Here is a 26,233-nt window from a genome sequence, read left to right on the forward strand (position 1 = left end):
CAAACAGGTCGCCGCCCGCACAGTTCAGGAATGCAGGAATGCCGCGAGGCCTGCTCGCCGCGTCCGTAGCCAAACAAGACTGACTTACTGCGTTCCTTTTGGCAACCCTCTTGCCAAACCGCTGACGCGACGTCACCTTCGTGTCATGGGACGCACAGCCGACTATTCTCGCCAGAGCTGCTCGATCGCCGCGACGCTCGAAGTCATCGGCGATCCGTGGACGCTGCTGGTCATCCGCGACGCGTTTCAGGGCGTGAAACGGTTCGAACAGTGGCAGGAGCGGCTGGGCGTGGCCCGCAACGTCCTGGCAGCGCGGCTGAAGACGCTGGTGCAGCACGGGGTGCTCGAGCCGCGGCTGTATTCGGAGCGGCCGCCGAGGAACGAGTACGTCCTGACCGCCAAGGGCAAGGATCTGTCCGACGTGCTGGTCACCCTGCACGGCTGGGGGGCAAAGCATGTCTATGGCGAGGAGACTGCGGGGTTCGACATGATCCACGCGACCTGTGGCCACTCCCTGCAGCCCCGCCTGGCCTGCAGCTGCTGCGGCGAGCTGGTGAACCGGCGCGACATCAAGCTGACCCGCGTCGAGAATTGTCCGACGGTCGGGGAGGTCATGCCCAGGGATACGGCGGCGGAAGAGGCGGCGTGAGCCAGCCGGCGGTCACCCTGATCGGCAATCCGGTCTCGCCCTATGTGCGCAAGATCCTGGCGATCTGCGCGGTGAAGGGGATCGAGGTCGCCATCGATCCGATCACCCCGTTCCGGGGCGACGAGCGCTTCTCGAAGATCAGCCCCTTGCGGCGCATCCCGGTGTGGATCGAGGGCGATCTGACGCTGTGCGACAGCAGTATCATCGCCCAGTATATCGAGGACACCCGGCCCACGCCGTCGGTGCTGCCGACCGATCCGAAGGACCGGGCGAGGGCGCGCTGGATCGAGGAATACGCCGACACCCGGCTGTTCGACGTGCTGGGCTGGAAGCTGTTCTTCCAGCTGGCGATCAAGCCGCGCATCCTGAAGGAAGAGATCGATCGGGATGCGGTCGAGAAGGCGAAGACGGTCGAGATCCCGGAGACGTTCGATTATCTGGAGAGCGTGACGCCCGGGACCGGCTTTCTGTTCGGCGCGACGGCCGGACTGGCGGACTTCAGCCTGGCGCCGGCCTTCCTGAACGCGCGGGTGGTCGGGCTCGAGGTCGATGCCGGGCGCTGGCCGAAGCTGGCGGGCTGGCTGGGACGGGTCGAGCGGGACACGCCGCTGGCCCGGCTGAACGATGTGGCCATGGCCTTCATGACGACGAAGGTGGCGGACCAGCCGGCCATGATGGCCGAGCATGGCTATGTGCTGGCGGAACGGTCGCACGACGGCGGGCGGGCCATGCGCGGGCCGATGTCGCCGACCTAGGCTTCAGCCTTTGAAGTGATCCGCGTGGCGGGTGATCAGGGGGATGACGATGTCCTCCTCGTCCTCGAGGTGGCGGGACAGCGACGGACCGGCCTTGTCGAGGGCGTCGGCGAGGCGGGAGGCGGCGTCGCTTGCCGTGGGCGCATGGCCGCTGACGCCTTGATGAAAGGCGAGGCCGGTCTGGAACAGGGTCTCCAGATGGCCGTGGATGACGTCGTGGTCGCGGTCCAGCAGGTCGATGCCGGCGCCGATGCGGGGCTCCACCTGACGCATGGTCGGGAAATAGTGGTGGGTCTCGATGTTGTGGTGGCCGTCGAGGTGCTGGAGGAACGACTGCAGGGTCGGGATCAGCCGGCGGTGCAGGTCGGGCAGGGCGAGAGCGCCCGAGCGCCACTGGCCGGTCAGGGCGTCCATAGCCGCGGCCTCGCGGCGGAAGCCGGAGTGCATCTGCAGCCAGAACCGGGCCATGGCCGCGACCTCATGGCCGTGCCAGCGGTCGCGGGGGAGGTCGGCGAGGAGGTAGCGGTACGGCTCGGGCAGGCCCGCTCGAGTGTGGAGTTCGTCAGACACCACAGGCCGTGGTGCTGGCGATGAAGCCTCCGCCCAGCAGGCGGTCCGGGTCGGCGGGGTCGTAGAGGGCGCAGGCCTGGCCGGGGGCGACGCCTTCTTCGCCGGTCTCGAAGACGATCGAGATCGCCCCGTCCCGAAGCGTCAGGCGGGCGGGCGAGGGCGGGCGGGTCGAGCGGACACGGGCGAGGACCGGCGCATGGGCTTCGGCTGCCGCTTCGATCGAGGCGTGGTCGCCCAGCCAGTTGGTCTCGTCGAGCGTCAGGGAGGCGGTCAGCAGGGCCTCGCGCGGGCCGACGATGACGCGGCGGTTCTCGGGGTCCAGCTTCGTCACGAACAGGGGCTCGCCCACGGCGACGTTCAGGCCGCGGCGCTGGCCGATGGTGTAGTCGGTGATGCCCGCGTGATTTCCAAGAACGCGGCCGTCCATGTGCACGATCTCTCCGGCCTCGCGCCCTTGGGGGCGCAGGCGGTCGATCAGGGTGCGATAGTCGCCGGACGGGACGAAACAGATGTCCTGGCTGTCGGGCTTGGAGGCGATCTTGAGGCCCAGCGACTGGGCGACGCCGCGCACGGCGGGCTTTTCCAGACCGGCGAGCGGGAAGCGCAGATAGTCGAGCTGGTCGCGCGTGGTGGCGAACAGGAAATAGGACTGGTCGCGCGAGGGGTCGATGGCCTTGCGCATCTGGGTCTGGCCATCGGCGGCGACGGCTCGCCCGACATAGTGGCCGGTCGCCATGGCGGCGGCGCCGAGGTCGCGGGCGACGTCGAGCAGGTCGCGGAACTTGACCGTCTGATTGCAGCGGATGCAGGGGACCGGCGTGCGGCCCTGCAGATAGTCGTCGGCGAACTGGTCGATGACGGCGTCGCGGAAGCGGCTCTCGTAGTCGAGGACATAGTGGGGAATGCCCAGCATCTCGGCGGCCAGACGGGCGTCGTGGATGTCCTGACCCGCGCAGCAGGCGCCCTTCTTCTTCAGCGCCGCGCCGTGGTCGTAGAGTTGGAGGGTGACGCCGACGACGTCATAGCCGGCCTTGTGCAGCAATGCCGCGACGACGGTAGAGTCCACGCCTCCGGACATGGCCGCCACAATGCGTGAGCCGACCGGCAGGCCGACGGCCAGCCGTGCGCTCTCGACCGCCGCGTCCAGCTCGGCCGGAGACGAAAGGGGGGCGATGTCGGGGATCGCGCAGATTGGCTCAGCCAAAGTCATAGCGCGCATATAGACAGGATGGGGGACGATTTCGAGGCCGATCCCCCAAACGGCAACGGCCGCCCCCGTCGCCGGGCGCGGCCGTTGTCGTCGTCTCGGGAGGAAACCTTCAGGAGCGGTAGTTCTGGATCCGCGTCGTGCGCAGGCCCTGCATACCCCATTTGTCGATCGCCTTTTGCCAGGCGAGGAACTCCTCGGCCGTCAGACGATAGCGGAGAAGCGCGTCGTCCAGGCTGAGCAGCCCGCCGCGCACGGCCGCCACGACTTCCGCCTTGCGACGGATGACCCAGCGGTCGGTATTCTCGGGCGGCAGGTCACGCATCGTCAGGGGGGTGCCCGTCGGACCGACGACATACTGCTCGCCTTGCTTGTTCACGCGTCGCTCTTGCAACATGGGCTTTTGCCTCATTCACCACCACCAATTGATCGTGAAGATAGCGAGGCGCCGCTAAGGCCGCGTTTAGCGTCGTGGTGAAGGAATGGATAAAATCCATCCTCTCCCGGAACGCCGTTTCGGCCGCTTGTTGAGTAAATCTTCATCTAGCTGAACGCCGCGTTACCTGAAGATCAGCGTTTGATGCTGATAAGTTCGGCCAACATCTCATCTGCGGTGGTGATGATCTTGGACGAGGCGGAGTAGGCGCGCTGGGTGGTGATCAGGCCGGTAAACTCCAGTGACAGATCGACCGTGGACGCTTCCAGCTGGGAGGCTCCGATCAGACCTGCGCCGCCGGTGCCGGGGGCCTTGAGGTTGTAGGTGCCGGAGCCCTGGCTGACCCGGTAGGCATTGGCGTTGGCGACGGCCAGGCTGTCGGCGCTGGTGAAGGTGGCCAGGGCGACCTGGGCGACACGGCGGGTGACGCCGTTGTCGAAGATGGCGGTGATATAGCCTTCGTCGTCGATCTCGATGTTCGACAGGTTGCCGAAGGCCGTGCCGTTGGTGGTCACGGCCTGGACGATCGAATCCGAGTCGTACTGGGTCAGGCCGCCCGCCGAGGCGGAGAGATCGAAGGTGATGGTCTGGTCGTCGATGCCGAGGGAGTCGCGCCACTGGGGCGCAACGGCGGTGCCTACCGTCGCAGGGTCGGAGGCGCCGAGGGTGATGGAGGCGACGGACGGATCGGCGAACAGCATGGTGCCTGGCGTCGCGATTTCCGCCGCCTTCATGCCGTCGACGTCGAGGCGGCCGTCCTGGGTGAACAAGACCAGCCCGGCCTTCAGGATGCCGTTGGATGGCGTGGAGCCGTTCTCGACGTCGCTGGCCGGGATGACATGGACTTCCGCGCGCCATTCGTTCGGGTTGGCGGTCTTGATGAAGGAGTAGGCGATCGAGCGCTGGCCGCCCTTGGAATCCGAAGCGGGGATCGTGATCTGGAAGTCGGGCTTGAAGCCCGTGCCGGCCTCTGCATCGTACATGGACATCGAGTTGGTCGCCAGGTTGTAGGTGGCGATGTCAGGTGACACGGCCTGGCTGGACTGCAGGTTGGCATTGAGCTGGGCGCGGGTCGTGGCCTCGGCCGTGCCGCCGACCGAGCCGACGTTGATCGACTTCAGCTTGTTCAGGTCCGACGGGTCGCGGGCGATGCCGCCCTCGGAGTCCACCGGCCAGCCCTGGAGGTAGAGGCCGGCGGTGTTCTTCAGATAACCGAACTCGTCGACCCGGAACGCGCCCGCGCGGGTGAACAGGCGGGCGTCGCCGGCGTCCAGGCCCTCGGCCTTCTCCGTCGCTACGAAGAAGCCCTGGCCGGCGATGCCGAGATCGGTCGAGGAGGTCGTGCGCTGAAGCTGACCGGCCTGGGAGATGTAGTTGCGGGTCGTGCCCAGGATGCCGCCTGCAGAGTAGCCTGCGCCCTGGTTCTGGGCGTTGACGACGGTCGAGAAGTCGACGCTGGTCCGCTTGTAGCCGACGGTGTTCACGTTCGCGATGTTCTGCGAGATGGCGGCGAGGGCGGCGGAGTTGGCGGTCAGACCGGACACGCCGGCCAGAAGGGCTGAGTTGATGCTCACGACGTGGGCTCCTTAGGAAAGCAACTTGAGGGGGTTCAGGGCATCGGCGATGCGGGCGGCGAGGCTTTTCTCGTCGTCGTCGGCGCTGGCGGCAGAGGCTTCGGCGGCGGCGACGTGGTCCTGCAGTCCGAAGACGCTCGAGACAGGCACGATCGAGTTGCCGATGGTCAGGTAGGGGACGCCGTCATACATCTCGACGCCGGTGACGCGGCCGCGGGTCAGGACCTGGGACTCGATGGTGTTCGTCCCGTTCTTGGCAGTGACCTTCAGCGAATAAACGCCGCCGTCGGGCAGTTGACCGCCGGCGGTGGTCTTGCCGTTCCAGACGAAATCGTGGGTCCCGGTGGTGCGATCCGGGGCGGGGCCGGTCCAGACGACCTTGCCGCTCGAGTCCAGCACCTGGAGCGTGGCTTCGGAGGCCGCGGCGCCGAGTTCGTAGGACCAGTTGGCCGAGCCTTCGTCCAGCTTGGTGACGCCCCAGGCCGCCGTGGCGTCCTTGCCGATGTAGTTGGAGGCTGTGCCCAGGCCGCCGCCCTGCTGGGCGTCCAGGAGGCTGGTCAGCAGGTCGTTGGTGAGCAGTTGCTGCTCGACACCGGTCATCTGGGTCAGCTGGGCGGTGAACTCGTTGGAATCGAGCGGCGAAAGCGGGTCCTGGTTCTTCAGCTGGGCGGTCAGCAGCTGCAGGAAGGTCTCGAAGTTCGAGACCAGGCTGGCGCGGCTGGTTCCGGTGCGGCTGACGGCCTCGTTGGCGGTGATTGCGTCGACCATGGGGTCAGACCTTCATATCGACGCGGTCGGGCGTCAGGGTGAGAGGGATCCAGCGGCCCGGCGTCAGCAGGCGGTCGGCGTCCGCCTCCAGCCGCGAGGCGGCGCCGAAGGCGCGGGCGTTGCGGGGATCGGGCCGGCGGTCGAAGGCCGAGCCGCCCTGCTGGCCGGCGGAGGCGTCGCGCTCGGCGAAGGACAGGGCGTCGTCAGCGACGGTGAAGCCCGCGTCCTGGAGCTGGCGACGCAGCTCATCGGCCCGGCCGCGCAGCTCGGTGGCGGCCAACGGATTGTCGAAGGCCATCCGGGCGATGAGTTTGCCGTCCGCATCGATGTCGAGGCTGACGTCGACCTGGCCGAGACCCTCCGGCGTCAGGGCCATTTCGAAACGGGTCGAGCGGCCTTCCAGCTTGCGCACGATCTGGGCGGCGATCTGGGCCGTGGTTTCGATGGTGGCGCGGGAAAGGGTGGAGAGGGCCAGGGACACGACGGTTTGGGCGGGGCGGGCTTCCGTCGGCTGGGCGGCCGCGGCGAGCGGGGCCGAGACTCCCTCATCGGCGCCGGTCAGGACGAGAGAGGCGGGGGGGGCGGCAACAGCAGGGTCGAGACGGGCCGAGGCGGTCGGGGTCGAAGCCTTGGGGCTCGCGGCGTCGGGGCCGTCCGCCTGGGGCGACACATCAGGATCGGCGAAAGCGCCGCTCCGACCCTCAGGGCGGGTCGCCTGGACCCGATCAATCACGTCGCGGGTGCGAGGCGCGTCGACCGGGGCGGCCGGAGCCTCGAGCGGCGCGGCCAGGGCGGCGGCGTCCTCGGCGGCGTCCGCGGGAGCGGCTTCGGCGGAGACCGCAACGTCGGCGGCGGGTTTCGCCGGGCGCGGCGCCGCCACAGTAGCTGCGACGGGAGCGGCGGCCGACTTCGCCACCGGGGCGGCTGAAGGGTTCTGGGCCGAACCCTTGGTCTGTTCCGCCTGGAGAGCCGCGAGATCGGGCATGTCGGCCGGCGCCGGCGCCGGCACTGAAGCAGGCGCGGGGCTGGGAGCCTCGGCTTTGACGGCGGGCGCCGTTTCGGTCCCTGAGCGGGTCTGATCTGTCGGCGCGGGCGCGGGCGCGGGCGCAGGCACCGGGGCAGGGGCGTTGTCGTCGGCCATCGGCGCCGTTGCGACCGCTGCGTCGGGCTGGCCCGTCGCCATGGGCGGAGGAAGGACGAGATCGTCGGATGGCGCGGGCGCCTCCGCCGCAGGGGCAACAGCGGTCGGGGCGGCTTCCATCGTGGCGGCCTCGACGATGACCGGGACTGCGGCGACGATCAGGGGGACGGAGGCGGCGACGATGAGATCGTTCTTGACGGGAGCGGCATCGGCCAAGGTTTCCGGAGCGACCTCGACAAACGCATCTTCGGCGGGGGCAGCTTCCGCATCGCGCTTCCACCCGGTGGCGGCGGGTGTTCTGGCGGGCGCCTCTGGCGGGGCGGACTCGTCCAGGATGGCCGCGAAGTCGGCGTCAGGCGTCGCTGCGCCGCGCTTTGGAGCGGCGTGGCCCACGGCGGGCGCGGCAGGAATGGCGAGGCTGGGCGCGGACATGCGGCGGCAGGCAATTCACGACTGGAGGACAAGGGCGCCTGCTGCGCCGGAACATTCGGATGGGCCGTCGCAAGGGTCGGGCCAAGCGTCGCGTTCGATATCATCCAACTGTTTTTAATCGATAATTGCTGCGGGCGGCCCGGCTGATGTGGTGGGCGTCAGCGACCTTTTTTGCCGCGCAGACGTCGCTTTTTGCCCGGCGCCCTTCCAAGACCTTTCCGGGTGAGCGCCACCCTGTTCCGTGTGTGGCCCGCCGTTTGCGATCTGAATCACCATGGTCCAGTCGCGTTCAGTGATGTTCAAGAAAAACAAGGTGTTGCTCTCGCCGTATACGCGCACGGCTGGGCAAGACGCGCAGCCTGCCGGGCAGGGCTTGCCGGGCGAAGGGTTAATCGGATGAGCCTGAGCACCATCCTGAACATCGCCAACTCGGGGCTGCAGACGGCCCAGACGCAGTTGCGCGTGGTCTCGGACAACGTCTCCAACGTCAACACGCCCGGATATGTCCGCAAGATCGCTGACCAGGTGTCGCTGACGACCCAGGGCGTCGGCTCCGGCGTCGAGGTGGCGCGCGTGCGCATTGCCACCGACCGGTTCCTGCAGGCCGCGTCGCTCAGCGCAGGGGCCGAGGCCAGCCGCCAGGGCGTGCGTTACGAACTGTACGACCGTATCCAGTCGCTGTTCGGCGACCCGGGCGGGGATACGGGCTTCTTCTCCCAGATCGACGACATCTTCGCGGCCTTCGCCGTGGCCGGCGAGGATGCCGTGTCGGGCCCCCGCCGTCAGGACGCCCTGTTCAGGACCCAGGCGATCCTCGACGAGGCTGGCCGTATCTCCGGCCAGATACAGGCCGTGCGCGAGGACGCGGACGGCCGGATCCAGAGCGCCATCGAGAAGGCCAACAGCCTGCTCCAGCAGATCGAGACGCTGAACGTCGATATCGCCAAGGCCACGGTGCTGAACGGCGACGCCTCGGGGGCGCAGACTCAGCAGGCCCGGCTGGTCGATGAGCTGTCCAGTCTGATGGACGTGCAGGTGTCGCAGCGATCGGTCGGCGGGGTGTCGATCCGGACAGGCGCCGGCATCCTGCTGGCCGGAGCGGGCGCGGCGACGCTGCAGTACAATCGCGCGGGCACGGTCAACGCCGAGACCGGCTTCAACGAGATCTGGGTCACCGAGCCGGGCGGGACCAAGCGCGCCTTCGCCGACGGGCTGAAGAGCGGCGAGATCAAGGGATTGCTGGAACTACGCGACGTCGACGCGCCGCAGGCGGCGGAGCGGCTGGCCGAACTGGTCACCCACGTCGTCGATGAACTGAACCGGGCGCACAACGCCAACTCCGCGGTGCCGCCGCCCACGACCCTGACCGGGAAGAACGTGGGACAGGACCTGACCACCGCCCTGACCGGCTTCACCGGCGGGACGACGATCGCGGTGGTGAACCCCACGACCGGTGCGATCACTACCCGCGTCGATCTGGTCTTCTCGGGAACCGGAGTCAGCATCAACGGCGGGGCAGTCACGCCGATGGCGAACTTCCTGACCGACGTGAACACCGCCCTGGGCGGCGCGGCGACGGCCAGCTTCGTCGGGGGCAGCCTGAGCATCGCCGCGACGGGATCGAACGGCGTCGCCATCGCCGACAGCACGGCGACACCCGGCGCCAAGGCCGGGCGCGGCTTCTCCCACTATTTCGGGATGAACGACCTGATCTCCAGCGAGCGGCCCCCGCTGTATGACCTGGGCATGACCGCCACGTCGGCGCACGGGTTCACCGCCGGCGAGACGTTGAGCTTCCGCTTTACCGGCCAGAGCGGGGCCAGGATCCGCGACATCCAGGTGGCGATCCCGGCCGGCGGGACGGTGGGCGACATGCTGACCGCCCTGAACAGCACCGTGACCGGCGTCGGCCGCTACGGCAGCTTTGCGCTGGATGCGAACGGCGAGATGAAGTTCACGCCGCTGGGCGATCCGGCGCCGCGCATGAGCGTGCTGGAAGACACCACGGTCCAGATCCCCTCGGGCGTTTCGGCCACCGAGCTGTTCGGCCTGGGCGGCGGGGTGCGGGCGTCGCGCGCGGACGGATTCAAGGTGCGCACCGACATCCAGCAGAGCCCGTCGAAACTGGCGCTGGCCCAACTGAACCTGGCCGCGTCGGTCGGGACGGCGGCGCTGAGCTCCGGTGATGGACGCGGCGCGCTGACGCTGGCCGATGCGGGCCAGAGGACGGCGAGGTTCTCGGCGGCCGGGGACAGTCCCGGCGGCAACCTGTCCGTGTCGCGCTATGCGTCAGAATTGTCCGGCGAGATCGGCGGGCGGGCCCAGGCGGCCAAGACACGACAGGCGAGCGCCCAGGCCTTGGCCACCGAGGCCGATGCGCGCCAGGCCAACTATGAAGGCGTGAACCTGGATGAAGAGCTGGTGCTGATGACCACCTATCAGCAGGCCTTCAACGCCTCCGCCCGGTTGATTCAGGCGGCCAGTGAAATGTACGATACTCTGCTGGGGATGATCTGATGAGCCGCGTTTCGACAACCGGAAACTATCAGTCGGCGCTGCTGAACCTGATGCAGGCGCAGCAGGCCCAGACCGACGCTGGAGAGCGGGTCTCGACCCGCAAGAATGCGACTGACCTGACCGGCTACGGCCGCAGTTCGGAGACGCTGACGGCGCTGAAGGGCGCGGAGTCCCGCGTGCAGGGTTTCCTCAACACGGGTGAGGCTGTGACGGCGCGGCTGGACGCCCAGGACCTGGCGCTCAACCAGATCGCCGATGCTCTGGGCTCCGCGCGCGAGGCGATCGCCAGCGTCCTGGCTTCGGACTCGTCGGCGACATTGATGCTGGGCCTGGAGGGCCAGTTCCAGTCGGTGTCCAACGGCCTGAACTATCGCCATCAGGGCGGCTATCTGTTCGCCGGGGCCAATACCACCAACCAGCCCGTGACGGTGGCGACTCTGAGCGAACTGGCAGCCGCGCCGAGCGTGGCCGCGACCCTCGCCAACGACCAGATCAAGGCGGTGTCGCGGATCGCCGAGAACACCTCGGTCGAGACAGGCTACCTCGCCGATGGCTTCAAATTCATCGAGGCCGACGGCGTCACCCAGAGCCACATCTTCGAGATCTTCCGTGACATCAAGGCCTACAATGACAACCCGGCCACCGGGCCGCTGACCGGCAAGCCGACCGATGCGCAGAAGACCTTCCTGACCGCACAAATGAAACGGCTGGACGCGGCCTCGACCGCGACTATCGACACCGGGGCGCGCAACGGTTCGCTGCAGAAGCGCATGGAACAGATCACTACCAGCCACGAGGCGCAGCAGTTGTCGCTGGAGAAGCTGGTGTCGAGCCGTACCGACGTCGATCCGCTGAAGGCCGTGACGGAGTTGCAGCTGTCGCAGATCGCCGTGCAGGCGTCGGCTCAGGTCGTGGCACAACTCAGCGAAGTCTCGCTGTTGAATTACCTGAGATAAGCCTCCTTCCGGACAGAAGAACGGTCACGCTGGACGTCGTTCCTGAAAAGGAACATACCATGAACGATGGCGCAGCTGGATCTCAGGAAGAAGTTGTCGGTGCTGGCCGACGCGGCCAAATACGACGCCTCATGTTCGTCGTCGGGCACGTCGAAGCGCGACAGCCGGGGCGGCAAGGGCATCGGCTCGACCGAGGGCATGGGGATCTGCCACGCCTATACGCCGGACGGGCGTTGCGTTTCCCTGCTCAAGATCCTGCTGACCAACTTCTGCATCTACGACTGCGTCTACTGCATCAACCGCGTCTCCTCGAACGTCCAGCGGGCGCGGTTCAGCGTCGATGAGGTGGTCGAGCTGACGCTCAACTTCTACCGCCGGAATTATATCGAGGGCCTGTTCCTGTCGTCCGGCATTATCCAGTCCGGCGACTACACGATGGAACAGCTGGTGTTGGTCGCCAAGAAGCTCCGCGAGGAGCACGACTTCCGCGGCTATATCCATCTGAAGCTGATCCCCGAGGCGGATCCCAAGTTGGTCGAGGAGGCCGGTCTCTATGCAGACCGGTTGTCGGCCAACATCGAACTGCCGCGCGACGAGGCCATGGGCCGGTTCGCGCCCCAGAAGGACGTCAGCGTCATCAAACAGGCCATGGCCAACGTCCGGCTCAAGGTCGAGGCCGCCCGACCGCAGAAGAAGGACCGCACGAGGCCGCCGAAATTCGCGCCGGCGGGGCAGTCGACCCAGCTGATCGTAGGGGCGGACGGGGCGCCGGACACGGAAATTCTCGACCGGTCGGCGTCGCTCTACGGCGGCTACGGTCTGAAACGAGTCTATTACTCGGCCTTCTCCCCGATCCCGGATTCGAGCTCGGCCCTGCCGCTGTCGAAGCCGCCGCTGATGCGGGAGCACCGGCTGTATCAGGCGGATTGGCTGATGCGGTTCTACGGCTTCTCGGCGCCCGAGATCGGCGAGGCGTCCACGGACGGGATGCTGGATCTGGCGATCGATCCGAAGCTGGCCTGGGCGCTGAACCAGAGGGCGCAGTTTCCGGTCGATGTGAACACCGCGCCCCGCGAGATGCTGCTGCGGGTGCCGGGGCTGGGGGTGAAGTCGGTCGACCGGATGATCTCGGTGCGCCGCTATCGCACGCTGAGGCTGGAGGACATCGCGCGGCTGTGCCGGGGTATCGACAAGGTGCGGCCGTTTATCACGGCGCTGGACTGGACCCCGGGCGGGCTTACGGATGCGGTCGATCTGCGGCAACGGCTGGTCGGGGGGCCGAAGGCCGAGCAGTTGAGCCTGTTCTGATGCCGATCGCTGAACTCGCGCACGAGACGGATTTCGACGGGTGGCGGAAGGCTGCACGGGCGTTCCGGCTGGCCGGGGCGGAGCCGGCGGCTGTGCGGTTCGTAGTGGCGGGGGCGGAAGGGACAGGCTCGCTGTTTGATACTGTCATCGCCGCGCATCCCGGCGAAGGCCGGGATCCCGTTGCCCACACGGGAATTTCGCCTGACGCAAGGACCCTGAGCCGAGCGGGAACGAGCGACGTCTATGATCTGGACCCCGACCTTCGCCGAGGTGCACTGGAAGGGAAGGGCGATGCACGGATTGAAGGGCCGTTCACCGTGCCCAAAGCCTTCGTGGACGTGGCGCAGGAGGTGATCCTGCACCGGTCCACCGACCGGTTCGATCTGCTGTACCGGTTGCTGTGGCGGCTCAGGGACGAGCCGGATCTGATGAAGGTCGTGTCGGATCGCGATGTCGCAGACGCGATGGAGCGGGCGAAGAACGTTTCCAGGGCATCGCACAAGATGAAGGCCTTTGTCCGGTTTCGATCGGTCGAGGACGACGCAGGAGAAGTGTTCGTCGCCTGGTTCGAGCCGGCGCATCGGGTGCTGGAAAAGACTTCGGGCTTCTTCGTGCGGCGGTTCACGACGATGCGATGGTCGATCCTGACGCCGGACGGATCCTGTTTCTGGGTCCCCGCGTCCGCGGAGATCAGCGGGGGTGAATTGTCCTTCGGGCCGCCTGCGAATGCGGCCGACGCGCCGCAGGAGGACGAGATCGAGGAGTTCTGGAAGACCTACTACGTCTCGACCTTCAATCCGGCCCGGCTGAAGGTCCGGACGATGCAGGGCGAGATGCCCAAACGGTACTGGAAGAACCTGCCGGAGGCATCGCTGATCGCGGAACTGGTCGCCGCGTCACACGCTCGAACCGAAGTCATGGTCGCCAGTCCGCACACCGAGCCCAACGCACGCCTCGCCAAAGCCATCGCCCGATCCGTGCGCGATGGATCGTATGAGGAGGGTTTCGTCGCGTCCGATCTGGAAGAGCTGCGGCACGGCGTGCAGGCCTGCCGCCGATGCCCCCTCTATAGTGATGCGACGCAAGGCGTGTGCGGCGAGGGACCGAAGAAGGCGCGGTTGATGATCGTGGGCGAGCAACCGGGCGATCAGGAGGACCTGGTCGGGCGGCCTTTCGCAGGGCCGGCGGGTGACGTGCTGAATGCGGCGCTGGAGGAGGCGGGGATCGACCGGGCGGAGGTCTATGTCACCAACGCGGTGAAACACTTCAAGCACGAGCCGCGCGGAAAGCGGCGGCTGCACAGGACGCCGACAACCAGCGAGGTCTCCGCCTGTCGTTGGTGGCTGAATCAGGAGCGGCGGCTGGTGCGGCCGAAGGTGACCCTGGCGCTGGGCGGTACGGCGGCGCTTGGCGTGCTGGGTCGGCCCGTCGCGGTGACCCGGGAGCGGGGCCAGCGGCTATCCCTGTCCGATGGATCGACGGCGATGATCACGGTCCATCCCTCCTACCTGCTGCGCCTTCCCGAAGCGGAGTCCAAGGGGCGCGAGCGGGCTCTGTTCGTGCGTGATCTCAAGGCGGTGCGCGATCTTCTGTAGCCTTCGCGTAACGGCTGTTGCCCAAGGAAGACGGCCCGTCTTTCATACGGTTTCGACACGGCTTTCGGGCATGGGCGATTCGCTCGGTCTCGTCTAAGGGTGGGCGTATGAGGACGGCCGATTTCCACATCGAGGACGCCAGGGGCGACGCGACCGTGCTGAAGCTCACGGGCGACTGGACGACCATGGGGCTCAACCAGGCCGCGATCCGCCTCGGGGAAAGTCTGCGCGGCTACAGCATCGAACACGTCGATCTGAGCGAACTGGGCCGGTTCGACACGGCCGGCGCCCTGGCCCTGGTGCAGGCGTCGAATTTCGCCATGCCCGCCAACGCTTTCGACACGCGCCCAGAGGCCGGCCGCATCTATGCGATGGTCGAGACCCTGGAGCGGCAGAGCGCCGAACCCCCGAAACGACAGGCGCCCCTGGTGCGCATCTTCTCCAAGATCGGCCATGGCGTGCACGACGCTGCGGCCGAAATTCTGCTGTCGATGGCCTTCCTGGGTCGATTGATGGGGGCGACGGGCTTCGCCTTGCGGCATCCAGGCGCCATCCGCTGGCCCGCCTGGGTGAGCCAGGCGGAGCGCTCGGGCCTTGACGCTCTGCCGATCATCGCCGTGACCAACTTCTTCATCGGGGCGGTGATCGCCTTCCTCGGAGCCGATCTGCTGACCCAGTTCGGGGCGGGCGTGTTTACCGTGCAGCTGGTCGCCGTAGCCGTGCTGCGGGAACTTGGCGTCCTCATCACCGCCATCCTGCTGGCGGGGCGCTCTTCCTCGTCCTTCGCGGCCGAGATCGGCTCGATGCGGATGAGCCAGGAGGTGGACGCGATGCAGGTGATGGGGGTCAACCCGTTCCAGGCCCTGGTCATCCCTCGCCTGGCCGCCATGCTCGTCATGGTTCCCTTGCTGACCTTCATCGGGATGGTCTCGGGCTTCCTGGGGGGCATGCTGGTGGTCTGGAGTCAGCTTGACTACGGCCCCGCCTTCTTCATCCAGCGCGTCAGCGAAGACCCGGACATGGGGACGCACCTGATGGTCGGGCTGGTCAAGGCCCCCGTCTTCGCCGTTGTCATCGCGGCCATCGGTTGCCGTCAGGGCATGGCCGTCGCCGGGGACGTGGAAAGCCTGGGACGGCGCGTCACGGCGGCGGTTGTGCAGGCGATCTTCGCCATCATCGCACTGGACGCCGTGTTCGCCCTGATCTTCCTGGAGCTGAACCTGTGAAGGCGGCCCGGACGACAACAGGCGCGGCAAACGACGCGTCAGGCGTCAAGACGCCGGAGACCCTGATCGAAGTGCGCGGTTTGCTGAGCCAGTTCGGCGATCAGGTGATTCACCACGACCTCGATCTGGACGTCGTGCGCGGCGAGGTTCTGGGCGTCGTCGGCGGGTCGGGCACAGGCAAGACGGTGCTGCTGAACTCCATCATCGGACTGAAAGAGCCGGAGGGCGGCTCTATCAAGATTTTCGGCCATGATGTCGGTGGCGCGACCGATGCGGAACGCGCCGACGTCGAGCGACGCACCGGCGTCCTGTTCCAGCAAGGCGCGTTGTTCTCTTCGCTGACCGTGCTTGAGAACGTCGCCTCGCCGATGGTCGAGCACACCAAACTGCCCAAGGACACCATTCGCGAACTGGCCGAGATGAAGATCGCCATGGTCGGTCTCAAACCCGAGAGCCACCACCAGAAGCCCGCCGAACTGTCGGGCGGAATGCGCAAGCGCGTGGGTCTGGCCCGCGCCCTGTCTATGGATCCCGAATTGATCTTCCTCGACGAGCCGACAGCGGGACTGGATCCGATCGGGGCGGCGGCGTTTGACGAACTGATCCGCAAGTTGTCCGACGATCTGGGTCTGACTGTTTTCATGATCACGCACGATTTGGATAGTCTGTACGCCATCTGCGACAAGGTCGCGGTGCTGGCTGATAAACAGGTGATCGAGAAGGCCACGGTGCAGGAGCTGGAGAAATCCGACCACCCGTGGATCAAGGAATATTTCCTGGGGCCGCGCGGACGCGCGGCGACCAAGGCGGCGTAGGGACAGACGATGGAACGAGACGCACACTACGCCGCCGTGGGCATAGCCACCGTCGCCCTGCTGGCGGCGCTGGCGGTGTTCGCCATCTGGCTGGCCCGGCTGCAGTTCAACGACGACTACGATATTTATGACATCGTCTTCTACGGGCCGGTGCGCGGGCTGTCGGAGGGCGGCGAGGTGCACTTCAACGGCATCCGGGTCGGGGAGGTCACCGACCTGAACCTGGATCCCGACAAGGGCGACCAGGTCATCGCGCGGGTCAGGCTTAACGGCACGACGCCGGTGCGGGTGACCTCGCGGGCCCAGCTGGAGCCGCAGGGCATCACCGGCCTGAACTATATCCAGATCACCGCCGGTACGGACGGCAGCGCCCTGTTGAAGACCCAGTATCCGGCCAATGTCGTGCCGGTGATCCAGTCGCAGCCGTCGCCGATCGCCGAACTGCTGTCGGGCTCCGGCACTGTTCTGGCCCAGACCGTGGACGCGCTGAACCGCATCAACCGGGTGCTGTCGGACGACAATATCCGCAGCTTCTCGACCAGTCTGAAGAACGTCGAGGCGCTGTCGACCGAGCTGGAAGCGCGCAAGGGCATGTTCGAGGACCTTGAGAAGGCGCTGGAGAACGCCAATGGCGCCATAGCCGAATACCGCGCCCTGGGCGTCGACGCGCGGCGCCTGGTCAACGAAGACGGCGCGGAAGCTGTCCGGAACATCAACCAGGCGACGGGTGATGCGCGCGAGGCCATCGCCTCGATCAACCGCACGGCCAACGCCATCGAGGGTCCGGCCGGCGAGTTCGCCACGACCGGCGTACCGCAGCTGCTGGAGGCGATCCAGGGGCTGCAGGAGGCGACGGAATCCCTGCAGGGACTGGTGGACGACGTGCGCTCCAGCCCGCGTGACTTCATCGGACGGCCGCCGTCCCAGGAACTGGAGGTCCAGCCATGATCCGCACCCTCGCCCTTGCGGCCATCGCCGCCGTCTCCCTGTCCGGATGCGCGCTTCTGTCGTCGCCGGACCCGGTGCAGCTGTATCGCTTCGGTGACGCGGCGGGCCCGGTCGCGACGCCGGTCGCCTCGCCGGTGCAGATCAAGCTGCGCGCGCTCGACATGCCGCAGGCCTCGCAGGGCGACCGACTGCTGGGCGTCACCGGATCCGAAGCGGCCTATATCGCCGGCGCACGCTGGGTCTCGCCGGCCCTGATGCTGTATAGCGATGCGCTGGAGACCAGCTTCGGTTCCCAGGCGCGGACGGTCCGTCTGATCGGCCGGCGTGAGCTGACGCCGACGACGCGTCTGCTGGACGTCGACGTTCGCGCGTTCGAGACCCGCTATGACTACGCCGGGGCGACGCCGACGGTGATGATCACGGTGCGGGCGCGGCTGCTGCGCTTCCCGGAGCGGACCGTGGTGTCGGAACAGACCTTCACGGTCAGCCAGCCGGCCGGCGAGAACCGGGTCTCGGCCATCGTAGAGGCCTATGACCTGGCGACGCGGGATGTGAACACGCAGATCGTGGCGTGGACCGACGCGAACGCGACGACGGACTAGGCTGCCAGTGCGGCGCCCGGGGCGGGCGCCGTGCGGGCGTCGAGCTCGGCGCGGCGGCCCTGCGCGGCCGTGAGTTCATGGGCTGCGGCGGTGATGCTCCCGGTCAGGGCGGACGAGGCGTTCGACAGCCGCACGCGGTCGGGGCGGACCTTTTTCGGCCGTTTGCCCGCGAGGCCCAGGGCATCTTGCCAGTCGGCGCGCCAGGCTTCGACGCCGTCGCAGACCTGTTTGAGCATCGCCGGGGCGCGGCAGTCGGCATTCTGGGCCGCGCGCAGCAGAGGCAGGCGATCGATCGCCGTGGCGCGTATGGCCTCCAGCGCGACGAGCCTGGTTTCCAGCGGATGAGGCAGTGAGGCGATGGGCGCGGGCGGCGGGGCGGGTTCGGTCTGTCGCTCGGCTTCGGGGGCCGCAGACGCCTCCGGTGCAATCATCACCTCAGGTTCGGCGGACGCTTCCGCGACGACCCCGGCCTTGGATGGTGCGTCTTCCAGGGGTTCGACGGCGGCGATGAGGCCTTCGGCGACGGGTGCGTCTTCGGCGTCCGGCGGAAGAATCGGGTCCGTCGCTCGCGCTTCCCCGGTCGGCGCGATTTCGACGCGGTCGTCGACAGTCTCGACCGGCCCCGGTTCGCCCCTGTCCTCGACAGGCGAGGCGGGAGTTCCGTCGTCGGCCTGGGCCTCGACCTGTTCGTGGACCTCTTCCGTCGGTTGGGACGTCTCGATCTCGGCAAAGGGCGCCGCGGATTCAACGGTGGCGGGCGCCGGAGTCTCGTTGTCCAGCCAGATTCGCGCGGCGGCGATATGGGCGTCCAGTTCGGCGATGGCGTCTCGGGTTTCGGACCACAGGGTCTCCAGCGCCGTGCTCTTGCGAGCCAGGGCGCCGGCGCGGTCGCCGAGGTCGGAGGCGGACCGGGCCACGGCGGTGGCGGCGGAGTCCCAGGCGGCGCGGAAGACCTTCAACCGCTTGCCTCGACTGTCGAACAGTCCTGCGAGGCCGCTGCGCGGCTCCAGACGGGCGGGATCGAGGCCGGCGACATGGCCGCGGACCTGATCCAGCAGAAGCAGGCATTCGCCGAGGTCGCCGCTGCGTGTTTCGGCCAGGGCGCGGTCGTTCAGCGAGGCGAGCGCGGCGCGGGCGTTCTCGCCGAAGGCGGCGCAGGTCTCGGGCTCGTCGACGATGGTGTAGCGCAGCGTGGCCACGCGTTCGGGATCCGGCCTTGGCGCGCCGCCCGGCGGACTGATCGACCCCGCAATATCCATATCACCCTCCGTCGCGGCCTCTTCGTGCCGATCGCGGAGTAACTATGCCGCAGCTTTCAGGGATTGGGAAACCGTGTAGGTCGCCTCGGTCCTGGCGGCGACTTCCTCGAGGGTCACGCCGTTGGCCAGTTCGATCAGTTCGAGGCCCGCGCCGTCCGGCTTCACGTCGAAGACAGCGAGGTCAGTGATAATGCGGCTGACCACCCCTGTGCCGGTCAGCGGCAGGGAGCAGGCCTTCAGAACCTTGGACTGGCCGTGCTTGTTGGCGTGTTCCATGACGACCACGACGCGCTTCACGCCCGCGACCAGGTCCATGGCGCCGCCCATGCCCTTCACCAGCTTGCCCGGGATCATCCAGTTGGCGATGTCGCCGTTCTCGGCCACCTCCATGGCGCCCAGGATGGACAGGTTGATGTGGCCGCCACGGATCATGGCGAAGCTGTCGGCCGAGGAGAAATAGGCGCTCTCGCGGATCTCGGTGATCGTCTGCTTGCCCGCGTTGATCAGGTCGGCGTCGACGTCCTCGTCATAGGGGAAGGGCCCCATGCCGAGCATGCCGTTCTCGGACTGGAGGGTGACCTCCATGCCGGCCGGAATGTAGTTGGCGACCAGGGTCGGGATGCCGATCCCCAGGTTCACATAGAAACCGTCCTGCAGTTCCTGGGCGGCGCGTTCGGCGAGCTGTTCGCGGGTGCGGGGCATGTCAGGAGTCTCCGGAAAGGGTTTGGGGCAGGGGGCTGACGCCCCGGTCGGCGAAGACGCGTTTGGCGACGCGAAGGGCGTTGGTGGCCGAGGGGAAGCCGGCGTAGATCGCGACCTGCATCAGGGCCTCGACGATCTCCTGCGGCGTCACGCCGACCGAGAGTGCGCCGTTGATGTGGCCCTTCAGCTGATCGACGGGGTGGCCGAGCGCGGCCAGGGCGCCAAGCGTGACCATCTGGCGGCTCTTCGGATCGAGGCCGGGGCGGCTCATCATCTCGCCATAGCCGAACTCCACCATCATGTCGGCGAAGTCTGGAGCGATCGGGGCCATGCCCTTGCGCAGGGCGCCCTCGAGGCCCGGATCGAGGGTCGCCATATAGGCCGCGCCGCGGTCGGCGCGTTGGGCGGTCATGTCAGGCGTCCGCATGCTGGCGGATGGTGCGCTGTTCGATGCGCTTTTCGAACGTGCCGACGAACAGGCGATCGACATAGACGCCGGGCGTGTGGATGTTGTCGGGATCCAGCGAGCCGACGGGGACGATTTCCTCGACCTCGACGACGGTGACCTTGCCGGCCGTGGCCATCATCGGGTTGAAGTTGCGGGCCGTCTTGCGGAAGACGAGATTGCCGCGCTCGTCGGCCTTCCACGCCTTGACGATGGCCAGGTCGGCGACAAGAGCGGTCTCCATGACATAGTCGCGGCCGTCGAAGTTGCGGACTTCCTTGCCCTCGGCGACCAGGGTGCCGACGCCGGTAGCGGTGAAGAAGGCCGGGATGCCGGCGCCGCCTGCGCGGATGCGCTCGGCGAGGGTGCCCTGGGGGTTGAACTCCAGCTGCAACTCTCCGGCCAGATACTGGCGCTCGAACTCCTTGTTCTCGCCAACGTAGGACGAGATCATCCTGGCGATCTGGCGCGTCTCCAGAAGCTGGCCGAGGCCGAAGCCGTCGACGCCCGCATTGTTGGAGATGACGGTAAGCCCCTTCACCCCGGAGGCCTTGAGACCCGCGATCAGGTTCTCGGGGATGCCGCACAGGCCAAAGCCGCCGGACATGACGGTCATGCCGTCAAAGGTCAGGCCCTCGAGCGCCGCTTTGGCGTCGGCGTAGATCTTGCGCATCGCTTCCTCGTTTATTTCACCGATAGATGAATATCGGTGCTTGAACGCTCCATACGGCGGTCGGGGCGCGGGGGCAAGGTAGCGAGGCCCGGCAGCGAGCGCCAATGGTAAGCGGACCGACGCGTAACCTGACGATTTCCGACGACAGGTTGTTTTCAGGCAATCGATGATCTCTGATGAAAGCGGAGCGAGGGGCTTCGTGGGGACATCGAGATGCGGATCATTCTGGCGCTGGGCGCACTGGCAATCATCGGTCTGTCGGGCTGCGTCGAGGATCCCTACGGCTACGGCGGCGGCTACGGGCCCGGGCCGGCCTATGGCGGCGGGAGCTACGGCGGCGGCAATGGCGCGCCAGACCCCAGCGCGCGGGCCAACTACGGCGAAGAGTATCTGAGCGCCGGGTTCGACGACGATCCCTATACGGTGTCGGTGACCTCGGGCGGCGAGCTCGATGCGTCCAGTCTGGGCGGGGAGTGCACCGGCATGATCTCGCGGGCGCCGGACTTCCAGCTGACCTACGACGCCGGCAGCCTGCCGCTGACGTTCGGGGTGTCGAGCTACAGCGATGCGACCCTGGTCATCAACGCTCCAGACGGCGACTGGTATTGCGACGACGACTCCGGCGGCGGGACCGACCCGGAAATCTCGTTCTATCGTCCGCAATCGGGAGTCTATGACGTCTGGATCGGGGCCTTCGGCGGCGATTCGGCTGACGCGGAACTGTTCATCACCGAGCTTCGCTGAGGCGGACGGTTGTCTTTCACCAGCCGATGATATCTGATCCGTGTGAGGGGAATGGGATCGTGCGCGGCTCCCTGTAGCCAGCGGGCGCTCCCATTCGTGTTGATGAAGACGCCGACGGGTGTTCGGCTGCAACATTGCAACGAGTGCGGACGACGGGGATCGTTCGACGGAGGTGAGACGATGAAGACCGCTTTTGGGCTCGCGCTGATGATCGGCGCCCTTGCACTCACCACTGGAGCGTCGGCGGCGGCTCCGCTGAGCGGCCAGAAGGGGCAGAAGGTCACCGCATCCGCCGTGGATATCAGCCAGCGGGCGACCTATGGCGACGCGTCTCTGAGGTCAGGCTTCACGCCCGACCCCTACCGGGTCGACATGTTCTCGGGCGGCGACGTGGACGCTACGACCATCGCCAGCGGCTGCGTCGGCATGGTGGCGCGGGCCCCGGACTTTCAGCTGACCTACAGTGCGGGCAGCCTGCCGCTGATCTTCGGGGTCACCAGCTCGAACGATACGACCCTGGTCATCAACGGGCCGGACGGCCGGTGGTATTGCGACGATGACAGCGGCGACGGCACCAACCCGCTGATGTCGGTTTCTGATCCCCAGTCCGGGACCTATGACGTCTTCGTCGGCGCCTACGGCGGCAACGGCGCGGCGGCGCAGCTCTACATCACCGAGCTGAACAGCCAGGTCTATGGCGACAGCGGCGGCAACAACGACGGCCGGTATTCGGATGCCACCCGGCCCAACTCCGCCCTGACCGCCAATTTTGGCGAGTATTACCTGTCGGCCGGGTTCACGCCGGACCCCTACTGGCTGCCGATCTATTCGGGCGGCAGTATTGACGCCTCGACGGTGGCCAGCGGCTGCGTCGGCATGATCTCGGAGGCGCCCGATTTCCAGCTGACCTACGAGTCAGGCAGCCTGCCCCTGACGTTTGGCGTCGAGGCCGACGGGGACACGACCCTGGTCATCAATGGACCGGACGGACAATGGTATTGCGACGACGATTCCGGTGGCCAGGCAGACCCGGAGATCACGTTCCGGAACCCGCGAGCGGGCGTCTATGACGTCTGGGTCGGCGCCTATGCCGGCCGGGGCGTGTCGGGTCGGCTGTTCCTGACCGAACTGGGCCGTTAACCTTTATCCTCGTGCGTGACGCGTGCGCCATGGCGGCGGTGAGCGTCGCCGGGTTATAAGCGGGACTTGAGTTTCCCGGTCGGGGTGGGACGTTTGCGCGCGGGTATCAATGCAGTGACGGCGGCCCTGGTCGTCGGTGTTCTGATCGGGCTGGCGCTGACGCCGGACGGCCGCGGCTGGCTGCGTCGTCCGACCCTGATGCTGGGCGGGGTCGCCAATGCCTCTGCAGGCCCCGAGCCGATCGCCCCCGCCGTCCTGCCTGCCGCTGCGTTCCCCAACGCACCCGTGCCGAGGCCGCTGGCCGAGCGAGCCGCGCGCGGACAACTGAGGATCGGGGTGTTCGGGGACTCCATGGCCGACGGCCTGTGGACCGGCCTCTACCGCGAGATGCGCGACCAGCCGGGCGTGACGGTGACCAAATTCAGCGAGGTCTCCACGGGTCTGAGCCGCTACGACTACGTCGACATCCAGGCCAAGACGGCGCGTCAGATCGCCGAACAGCCTATCGACGCTGCGGTGATCCTGTTCGGCACCAACGACGCGCAGGGCATCAGCATCGACGGTGAGGTCCACGACTTCGGCACCGACGGCTGGAAGGCCGCCTACGCCAGACGGGTCGACGACCTGGTGGCGATGCTGCGGGGCCAGAACGTGGCGGTCTACTGGGTCGGGCTGCCGGCGATGAAACGAGCCAGCTTCGACGCCAAGATGATGCTGATCAACGAGGTGGTATCGGCGCGGATGGCGGCGCTGCGGGTGCCTTATATCGAGACTGAAAGCATCACGCAGAACGCCGAGGGCGAATACGACGCCTACCTGCCGGAGACGGGCACCGGGCGGCGGCGCTTGATGCGGGCCAACGATGGGATCCACATGTCGATGGCCGGGTATCTGCGGATCACCGAGCCGGTGGCCGCGCGACTGAAGCGGGACGCGGGGCTGCCAGGTCCGGCCGCAGAACCGGCGGCGTGAACCGGGCGCTGGCCCTGCTCATTGGACTGGCGCTGGCGGGCCCGGCCATTGCGCAGGAGCGCCCCTACAGGCCGCTGCCGTCGCCGGTCAGCGCGACCTGTCCGGGCGGGATCTGCCAGCCGGAGGGACTGACCGCGTTCTTCGCCGCCTTCGGACAGCGCAGGCCGGTGAGCATCGTCCAGTTCGGCGACAGCCACACGGCCGGCGGGGACATCACCCGCTCCCTCCTATGGCGGCTGCAGGGACGGTTCGAGGGCGGGCCAATTCATCTGCATGCGCACGGGCTGGTCGGGGCGACGCTCAACGCCATGGCGCAGCGCGAGCCGCTGTTGGACGACGGCGAGGCGGGGCCGGATCTGGTCATCCTCGCCTATGGCACCAACGAGGGGTTCGACGAATTGCTCGACCCGCGCGCCTACGAGGCCCTACTGCGGGCCCAGATCGAACGGGTGCGGGAGACCTCGCCCGGGACGGCGATCCTGATGCTTGGGGCGCCCGAAGCGATGCGGGGCGACGGGGGCGGCCGATGCGCGGGAGATGCGGACTATCGCTGGAAGGCGCCCGACACTCTGTCGGTGGTGCGGGACGTGCAGCATCGGGTTGCGGCGTCGATGGGCGTCGCGTTCTGGGACTGGAGGGGCCGTATGGGGGGAGACTGTTCGGCCCACGCCCTGACGCTGGGTGAGGCCCCGCTGATGCGTGGCGACCATGTGCATTTCACCGGCCCTGGCGGCGACTGGATCGGGGCGCTGCTCGCCGCCGACCTGATCGCGGCCTACGACCAGCGGGACCGGTAGGGTGCTGTTCCCGACGCTGGCGTTCGGCGTGTTCTTCCTGTTCGTCTATTTCACCGCCTGGTCGCTGGATCGCGACAACGGGCGGCGGAAGCTGTTCCTGCTGCTGGCCAGCTGGTTCTTCTACGCCCAGTGGGACTGGCGGTTCGTCGCCCTGCTGATCGCGTCCGCCATCCTGAACTGGGGTGTCGCGGTTCTGATCGCGCGGTCCGACGAGCAGAGCCGAAGGAAGTGGCTGGTCGGGCTCGGCGTCGCGGCCAATCTGCTGATCCTGGGCTTCTTCAAATACTACGGCTTCTTCGTCGAACAGGCGGGCGACCTGCTGACCCGGTTCGGGTGGGAGCGGGACCTGCCCTTGCTGCAGATCGTGCTGCCGGTCGGGATCAGCTTCTTCACCTTCCAGGGCATCAGCTACGTCGTCGACGTGCATCGCCGGAAGACGCCGGTCGCGCGGTCGCTGCTCGACGTCATGCTTCTGATGAGCTTTTTCCCGCATCTGGTCGCCGGGCCCATCGTGCGGGCGTCGGACCTGTTGCCCCAGTTCGACCGCGCGCCGCGGCTGACAAGGGAGATGGCTACGCATGGGCTGCTGCTGATCTGCTGGGGGCTGTTCAAGAAGACGGTGATTGCGTCGGAACTGTCGGTGCGACTGGTCGACCCGGTCTTCTTCGATCCGGCGGCCTATGGAACGCTGGACCTGATGGCGGCGGTCTATGGCTATGCGGTCCAGATCTACTGCGATTTCTCGGCCTATTCGGACATGGCGATCGGGATCGCGGCCCTGTTGGGGTATTCCTTCCCGCGCAACTTCGACCAGCCGTATCGCGCCAGCTCGATGCAGGACTTCTGGCGGCGCTGGCATATCAGCCTGTCCAGCTGGCTGCGCGACTACCTCTATGTGCCGCTGGGAGGGGGCAAGAAGGGGCTGATCCGGTCCTGCCTCAACGTCTTCATTACCATGCTGCTGGGCGGATTGTGGCACGGGGCGGCCTGGACCTTCGTGGCCTGGGGGGCGCTGCACGGCGGGGTGCAGGTGGTTGAGCGACTGGGCCGCGCGGCATTCTCATCGCGCTATCGCCCTGAGGGCGACTTGAGCGCGGACGGCGACCGCAAGGGACCGCCGGCCTGGCTCGGCGTGCTGGTCACCTTCCATATCGTTTGCCTGGGCTGGATCCTGTTCCGGTCCGAGACCTTCCCGATGGCGGTGGAGGTGTTGACGGGGCTCGGGCGGTTCGAGGCGGCGACCCTGGTGACGCCCTTCCTGCTGACGCTGATCGTGGGCGGTCTGGCCATGCACTGGCTGCCGCCGCGTGCGGCCGAGGGGATCGCGACCTGGCTGAAGCCAGCGCCGTCCCTGACCATGGCTCTGCTGCTCGGGGCAGCCATCCTGCTGGTCGAGGCCGTGCGCCCGGACGGCGTGGCCCCCTTCATCTATTTCCAGTTCTGAGGGTGGCGAGATGAGCGACCGTCCCGACGATCCTGAAATCCCGCTGGCGCCCTTCCCGACGGCCTTGCCGGCCAGCCCCTTCCCGCCGCTGGAGGGGGAGGCTGCCGAACCTTATCTGGACGATCCCGTCGACGAGGTCCGGCAGGATCCGCCCAGCGACTGGATCGAGACGGCCGACGCCCACGACCTGCCGACGGCTCAGGTGCCGGTCAATCCGCTGCTGGCGCTGGGACGGTTCGCCTTCCCGCCGGGAGAGCCGCCGGACGAGGAGGGGGTGGCGGCGCGCGACCGTCGCTGGACCAGCCGCATCATCGTGTTGGCGACGGTCTTCCTGCTGATCTTCAACGCCGTGTCGATCCAGAACTGGTCGCGTCAACAGGCTCCGGGCTGGGTGACCACGACGGTCCGCCGTATGGCCGACGTCTGGGCCGAACAGATCGCGCAACTGGGCGCCGACCAGCCGAGACAGACGGTGCGGGACGGCTACGAGGCAACGCGAGATGCGGAGTGGGCGGGCCGTCGCCGGTCCTAGAGCAGGATCGGCACCAGCGAGGGCCT

26 protein-coding genes are annotated in these 26,233 nt (G+C 67.4%); 16 read left to right on the top strand and 10 right to left on the bottom strand.

Features of this window, described 5'->3' with window-relative positions; genetic code table 11:
• The first annotated feature begins 145 nt into the window (after window positions 1–145).
• On the top strand, window positions 146–649 hold the full coding sequence (locus ACP7AZ_RS13110) for a winged helix-turn-helix transcriptional regulator (RefSeq protein ID WP_426039080.1): 504 nt from the start codon (window positions 146–148) through the stop codon (window positions 647–649).
• On the top strand, window positions 646–1,404 hold the full coding sequence (locus tag ACP7AZ_RS13115) for a glutathione S-transferase family protein (protein WP_426039081.1): 759 nt from the start codon (window positions 646–648) through the stop codon (window positions 1,402–1,404). The genes ACP7AZ_RS13110 and ACP7AZ_RS13115 overlap by 4 nt, the downstream gene beginning before the upstream one ends.
• Before the next feature lie 3 nt (window positions 1,405–1,407).
• Here ACP7AZ_RS13115 and ACP7AZ_RS13120 read toward each other — a convergent pair whose 3' ends face one another.
• From ACP7AZ_RS13120 to ACP7AZ_RS13145, 6 genes are all read right to left on the bottom strand, one after another.
• Complete coding sequence (locus tag ACP7AZ_RS13120) at window positions 1,408–1,974, bottom strand: hemerythrin domain-containing protein (RefSeq protein WP_426039082.1); 567 nt, start codon at window positions 1,972–1,974, stop codon at window positions 1,408–1,410.
• On the bottom strand, window positions 1,967–3,184 hold the full coding sequence (mnmA, locus tag ACP7AZ_RS13125) for a tRNA 2-thiouridine(34) synthase MnmA (protein ID WP_426039083.1): 1,218 nt from the start codon (window positions 3,182–3,184) through the stop codon (window positions 1,967–1,969). Before mnmA ends, ACP7AZ_RS13120 begins: the two co-directional genes overlap by 8 nt.
• A gap of 109 nt (window positions 3,185–3,293) precedes the next feature.
• A complete protein-coding gene (locus tag ACP7AZ_RS13130; RefSeq protein ID WP_271085516.1) occupies window positions 3,294–3,578 on the bottom strand; it encodes a DUF1153 domain-containing protein in 285 nt (94 codons plus the stop codon).
• Between the two features lie 173 nt (window positions 3,579–3,751).
• Entirely contained in the window at window positions 3,752–5,191 is a 1,440-nt protein-coding gene (locus ACP7AZ_RS13135; protein WP_426039084.1) for a flagellar hook-basal body complex protein, read from the bottom strand.
• Between the two features lie 12 nt (window positions 5,192–5,203).
• Window positions 5,204–5,959: a flagellar hook assembly protein FlgD gene (locus ACP7AZ_RS13140; RefSeq protein ID WP_426039085.1), complete on the bottom strand. Its 756-nt coding sequence runs from the start codon at window positions 5,957–5,959 to the stop codon at window positions 5,204–5,206.
• A gap of 4 nt (window positions 5,960–5,963) precedes the next feature.
• A complete protein-coding gene (locus ACP7AZ_RS13145) occupies window positions 5,964–7,532 on the bottom strand; it encodes a flagellar hook-length control protein FliK (protein WP_426039086.1) in 1,569 nt (522 codons plus the stop codon).
• 396 nt (window positions 7,533–7,928) lie between these two features.
• On the opposite strand from ACP7AZ_RS13145, the gene flgK reads away from it, so the two are divergent.
• The 8 genes from flgK to ACP7AZ_RS13185 all read left to right on the top strand — a co-directional run bounded on the left by flgK (window position 7,929) and on the right by ACP7AZ_RS13185 (window position 17,499).
• Window positions 7,929–10,049, top strand: a complete 2,121-nt coding sequence (gene flgK / locus ACP7AZ_RS13150) for a flagellar hook-associated protein FlgK (RefSeq protein ID WP_426039087.1) — start codon at window positions 7,929–7,931, stop codon at window positions 10,047–10,049.
• A complete protein-coding gene (locus ACP7AZ_RS13155; RefSeq protein WP_426039088.1) occupies window positions 10,049–11,005 on the top strand; it encodes a flagellin in 957 nt (318 codons plus the stop codon). Before flgK ends, ACP7AZ_RS13155 begins: the two co-directional genes overlap by 1 nt.
• A gap of 66 nt (window positions 11,006–11,071) precedes the next feature.
• Window positions 11,072–12,313: a putative DNA modification/repair radical SAM protein gene (locus ACP7AZ_RS13160; protein WP_426039089.1), complete on the top strand. Its 1,242-nt coding sequence runs from the start codon at window positions 11,072–11,074 to the stop codon at window positions 12,311–12,313.
• Window positions 12,313–13,908, top strand: a complete 1,596-nt coding sequence (locus ACP7AZ_RS13165) for a UdgX family uracil-DNA binding protein (protein WP_426039090.1) — start codon at window positions 12,313–12,315, stop codon at window positions 13,906–13,908. The genes ACP7AZ_RS13160 and ACP7AZ_RS13165 overlap by 1 nt, the downstream gene beginning before the upstream one ends.
• A gap of 107 nt (window positions 13,909–14,015) precedes the next feature.
• Window positions 14,016–15,134, top strand: a complete 1,119-nt coding sequence (locus ACP7AZ_RS13170) for an MlaE family ABC transporter permease (RefSeq protein ID WP_426039091.1) — start codon at window positions 14,016–14,018, stop codon at window positions 15,132–15,134.
• Window positions 15,131–15,949, top strand: a complete 819-nt coding sequence (locus ACP7AZ_RS13175; protein ID WP_426039092.1) for an ABC transporter ATP-binding protein — start codon at window positions 15,131–15,133, stop codon at window positions 15,947–15,949. The genes ACP7AZ_RS13170 and ACP7AZ_RS13175 overlap by 4 nt, the downstream gene beginning before the upstream one ends.
• A gap of 9 nt (window positions 15,950–15,958) precedes the next feature.
• A complete protein-coding gene (locus ACP7AZ_RS13180; protein ID WP_426039093.1) occupies window positions 15,959–16,897 on the top strand; it encodes an MlaD family protein in 939 nt (312 codons plus the stop codon).
• Window positions 16,894–17,499, top strand: coding sequence for an ABC-type transport auxiliary lipoprotein family protein (locus tag ACP7AZ_RS13185; RefSeq protein ID WP_426039094.1), 606 nt, complete (start codon window positions 16,894–16,896; stop codon window positions 17,497–17,499). The genes ACP7AZ_RS13180 and ACP7AZ_RS13185 overlap by 4 nt, the downstream gene beginning before the upstream one ends.
• Here ACP7AZ_RS13185 and ACP7AZ_RS13190 read toward each other — a convergent pair.
• Genes ACP7AZ_RS13190 through ACP7AZ_RS13205 form a run of 4 tightly spaced genes read right to left on the bottom strand, consistent with a single transcriptional unit; the run spans window position 17,496 to window position 20,578 of the window.
• Complete coding sequence (locus ACP7AZ_RS13190; RefSeq protein ID WP_426039095.1) at window positions 17,496–18,758, bottom strand: toxic anion resistance protein; 1,263 nt, start codon at window positions 18,756–18,758, stop codon at window positions 17,496–17,498. The two genes, ACP7AZ_RS13185 and ACP7AZ_RS13190, sit on opposite strands and share 4 nt — an antisense overlap.
• A 42-nt stretch (window positions 18,759–18,800) precedes the next feature.
• The gene (locus ACP7AZ_RS13195; RefSeq protein ID WP_426039096.1) at window positions 18,801–19,460 is read right to left on the bottom strand and encodes a 3-oxoacid CoA-transferase subunit B; all 660 of its coding nucleotides are present in this window, start codon (window positions 19,458–19,460) and stop codon (window positions 18,801–18,803) included.
• A 1-nt stretch (window position 19,461) separates the two neighbouring features.
• Window positions 19,462–19,872 (bottom strand): carboxymuconolactone decarboxylase family protein, encoded by a 411-nt coding sequence (locus tag ACP7AZ_RS13200; protein WP_426039097.1) that lies wholly within the window; start codon window positions 19,870–19,872, stop codon window positions 19,462–19,464.
• A gap of 1 nt (window position 19,873) precedes the next feature.
• A complete protein-coding gene (locus ACP7AZ_RS13205) occupies window positions 19,874–20,578 on the bottom strand; it encodes a CoA transferase subunit A (RefSeq protein WP_426039098.1) in 705 nt (234 codons plus the stop codon).
• Window positions 20,579–20,791: 213 nt separating this feature from the next.
• Here ACP7AZ_RS13205 and ACP7AZ_RS13210 point away from each other — a divergent pair, with 213 nt between their 5' ends.
• The 6 genes from ACP7AZ_RS13210 to ACP7AZ_RS13235 all read left to right on the top strand — a co-directional run bounded on the left by ACP7AZ_RS13210 (window position 20,792) and on the right by ACP7AZ_RS13235 (window position 26,207).
• Entirely contained in the window at window positions 20,792–21,322 is a 531-nt protein-coding gene (locus ACP7AZ_RS13210) for a peptidase S1 (RefSeq protein WP_426039099.1), read from the top strand.
• 180 nt (window positions 21,323–21,502) lie between these two features.
• Window positions 21,503–22,462: a peptidase gene (locus ACP7AZ_RS13215; protein WP_426039100.1), complete on the top strand. Its 960-nt coding sequence runs from the start codon at window positions 21,503–21,505 to the stop codon at window positions 22,460–22,462.
• Window positions 22,463–22,555: 93 nt separating this feature from the next.
• Window positions 22,556–23,434 (top strand): DUF459 domain-containing protein, encoded by an 879-nt coding sequence (locus ACP7AZ_RS13220; RefSeq protein ID WP_426039101.1) that lies wholly within the window; start codon window positions 22,556–22,558, stop codon window positions 23,432–23,434.
• A complete protein-coding gene (locus ACP7AZ_RS13225) occupies window positions 23,431–24,231 on the top strand; it encodes a GDSL-type esterase/lipase family protein (RefSeq protein ID WP_426039102.1) in 801 nt (266 codons plus the stop codon). The genes ACP7AZ_RS13220 and ACP7AZ_RS13225 overlap by 4 nt, the downstream gene beginning before the upstream one ends.
• A 1-nt stretch (window position 24,232) precedes the next feature.
• Window positions 24,233–25,675 (top strand): MBOAT family O-acyltransferase, encoded by a 1,443-nt coding sequence (locus ACP7AZ_RS13230; protein WP_426039103.1) that lies wholly within the window; start codon window positions 24,233–24,235, stop codon window positions 25,673–25,675.
• A 10-nt stretch (window positions 25,676–25,685) separates the two neighbouring features.
• The gene (locus ACP7AZ_RS13235) at window positions 25,686–26,207 is read left to right on the top strand and encodes a hypothetical protein (RefSeq protein ID WP_426039104.1); all 522 of its coding nucleotides are present in this window, start codon (window positions 25,686–25,688) and stop codon (window positions 26,205–26,207) included.
• Window positions 26,208–26,233: the final 26 nt, after the last annotated feature.

Source organism: Brevundimonas sp. DC300-4 (genome assembly GCF_049897365.1).
Taxonomy (GTDB): domain Bacteria; phylum Pseudomonadota; class Alphaproteobacteria; order Caulobacterales; family Caulobacteraceae; genus Brevundimonas.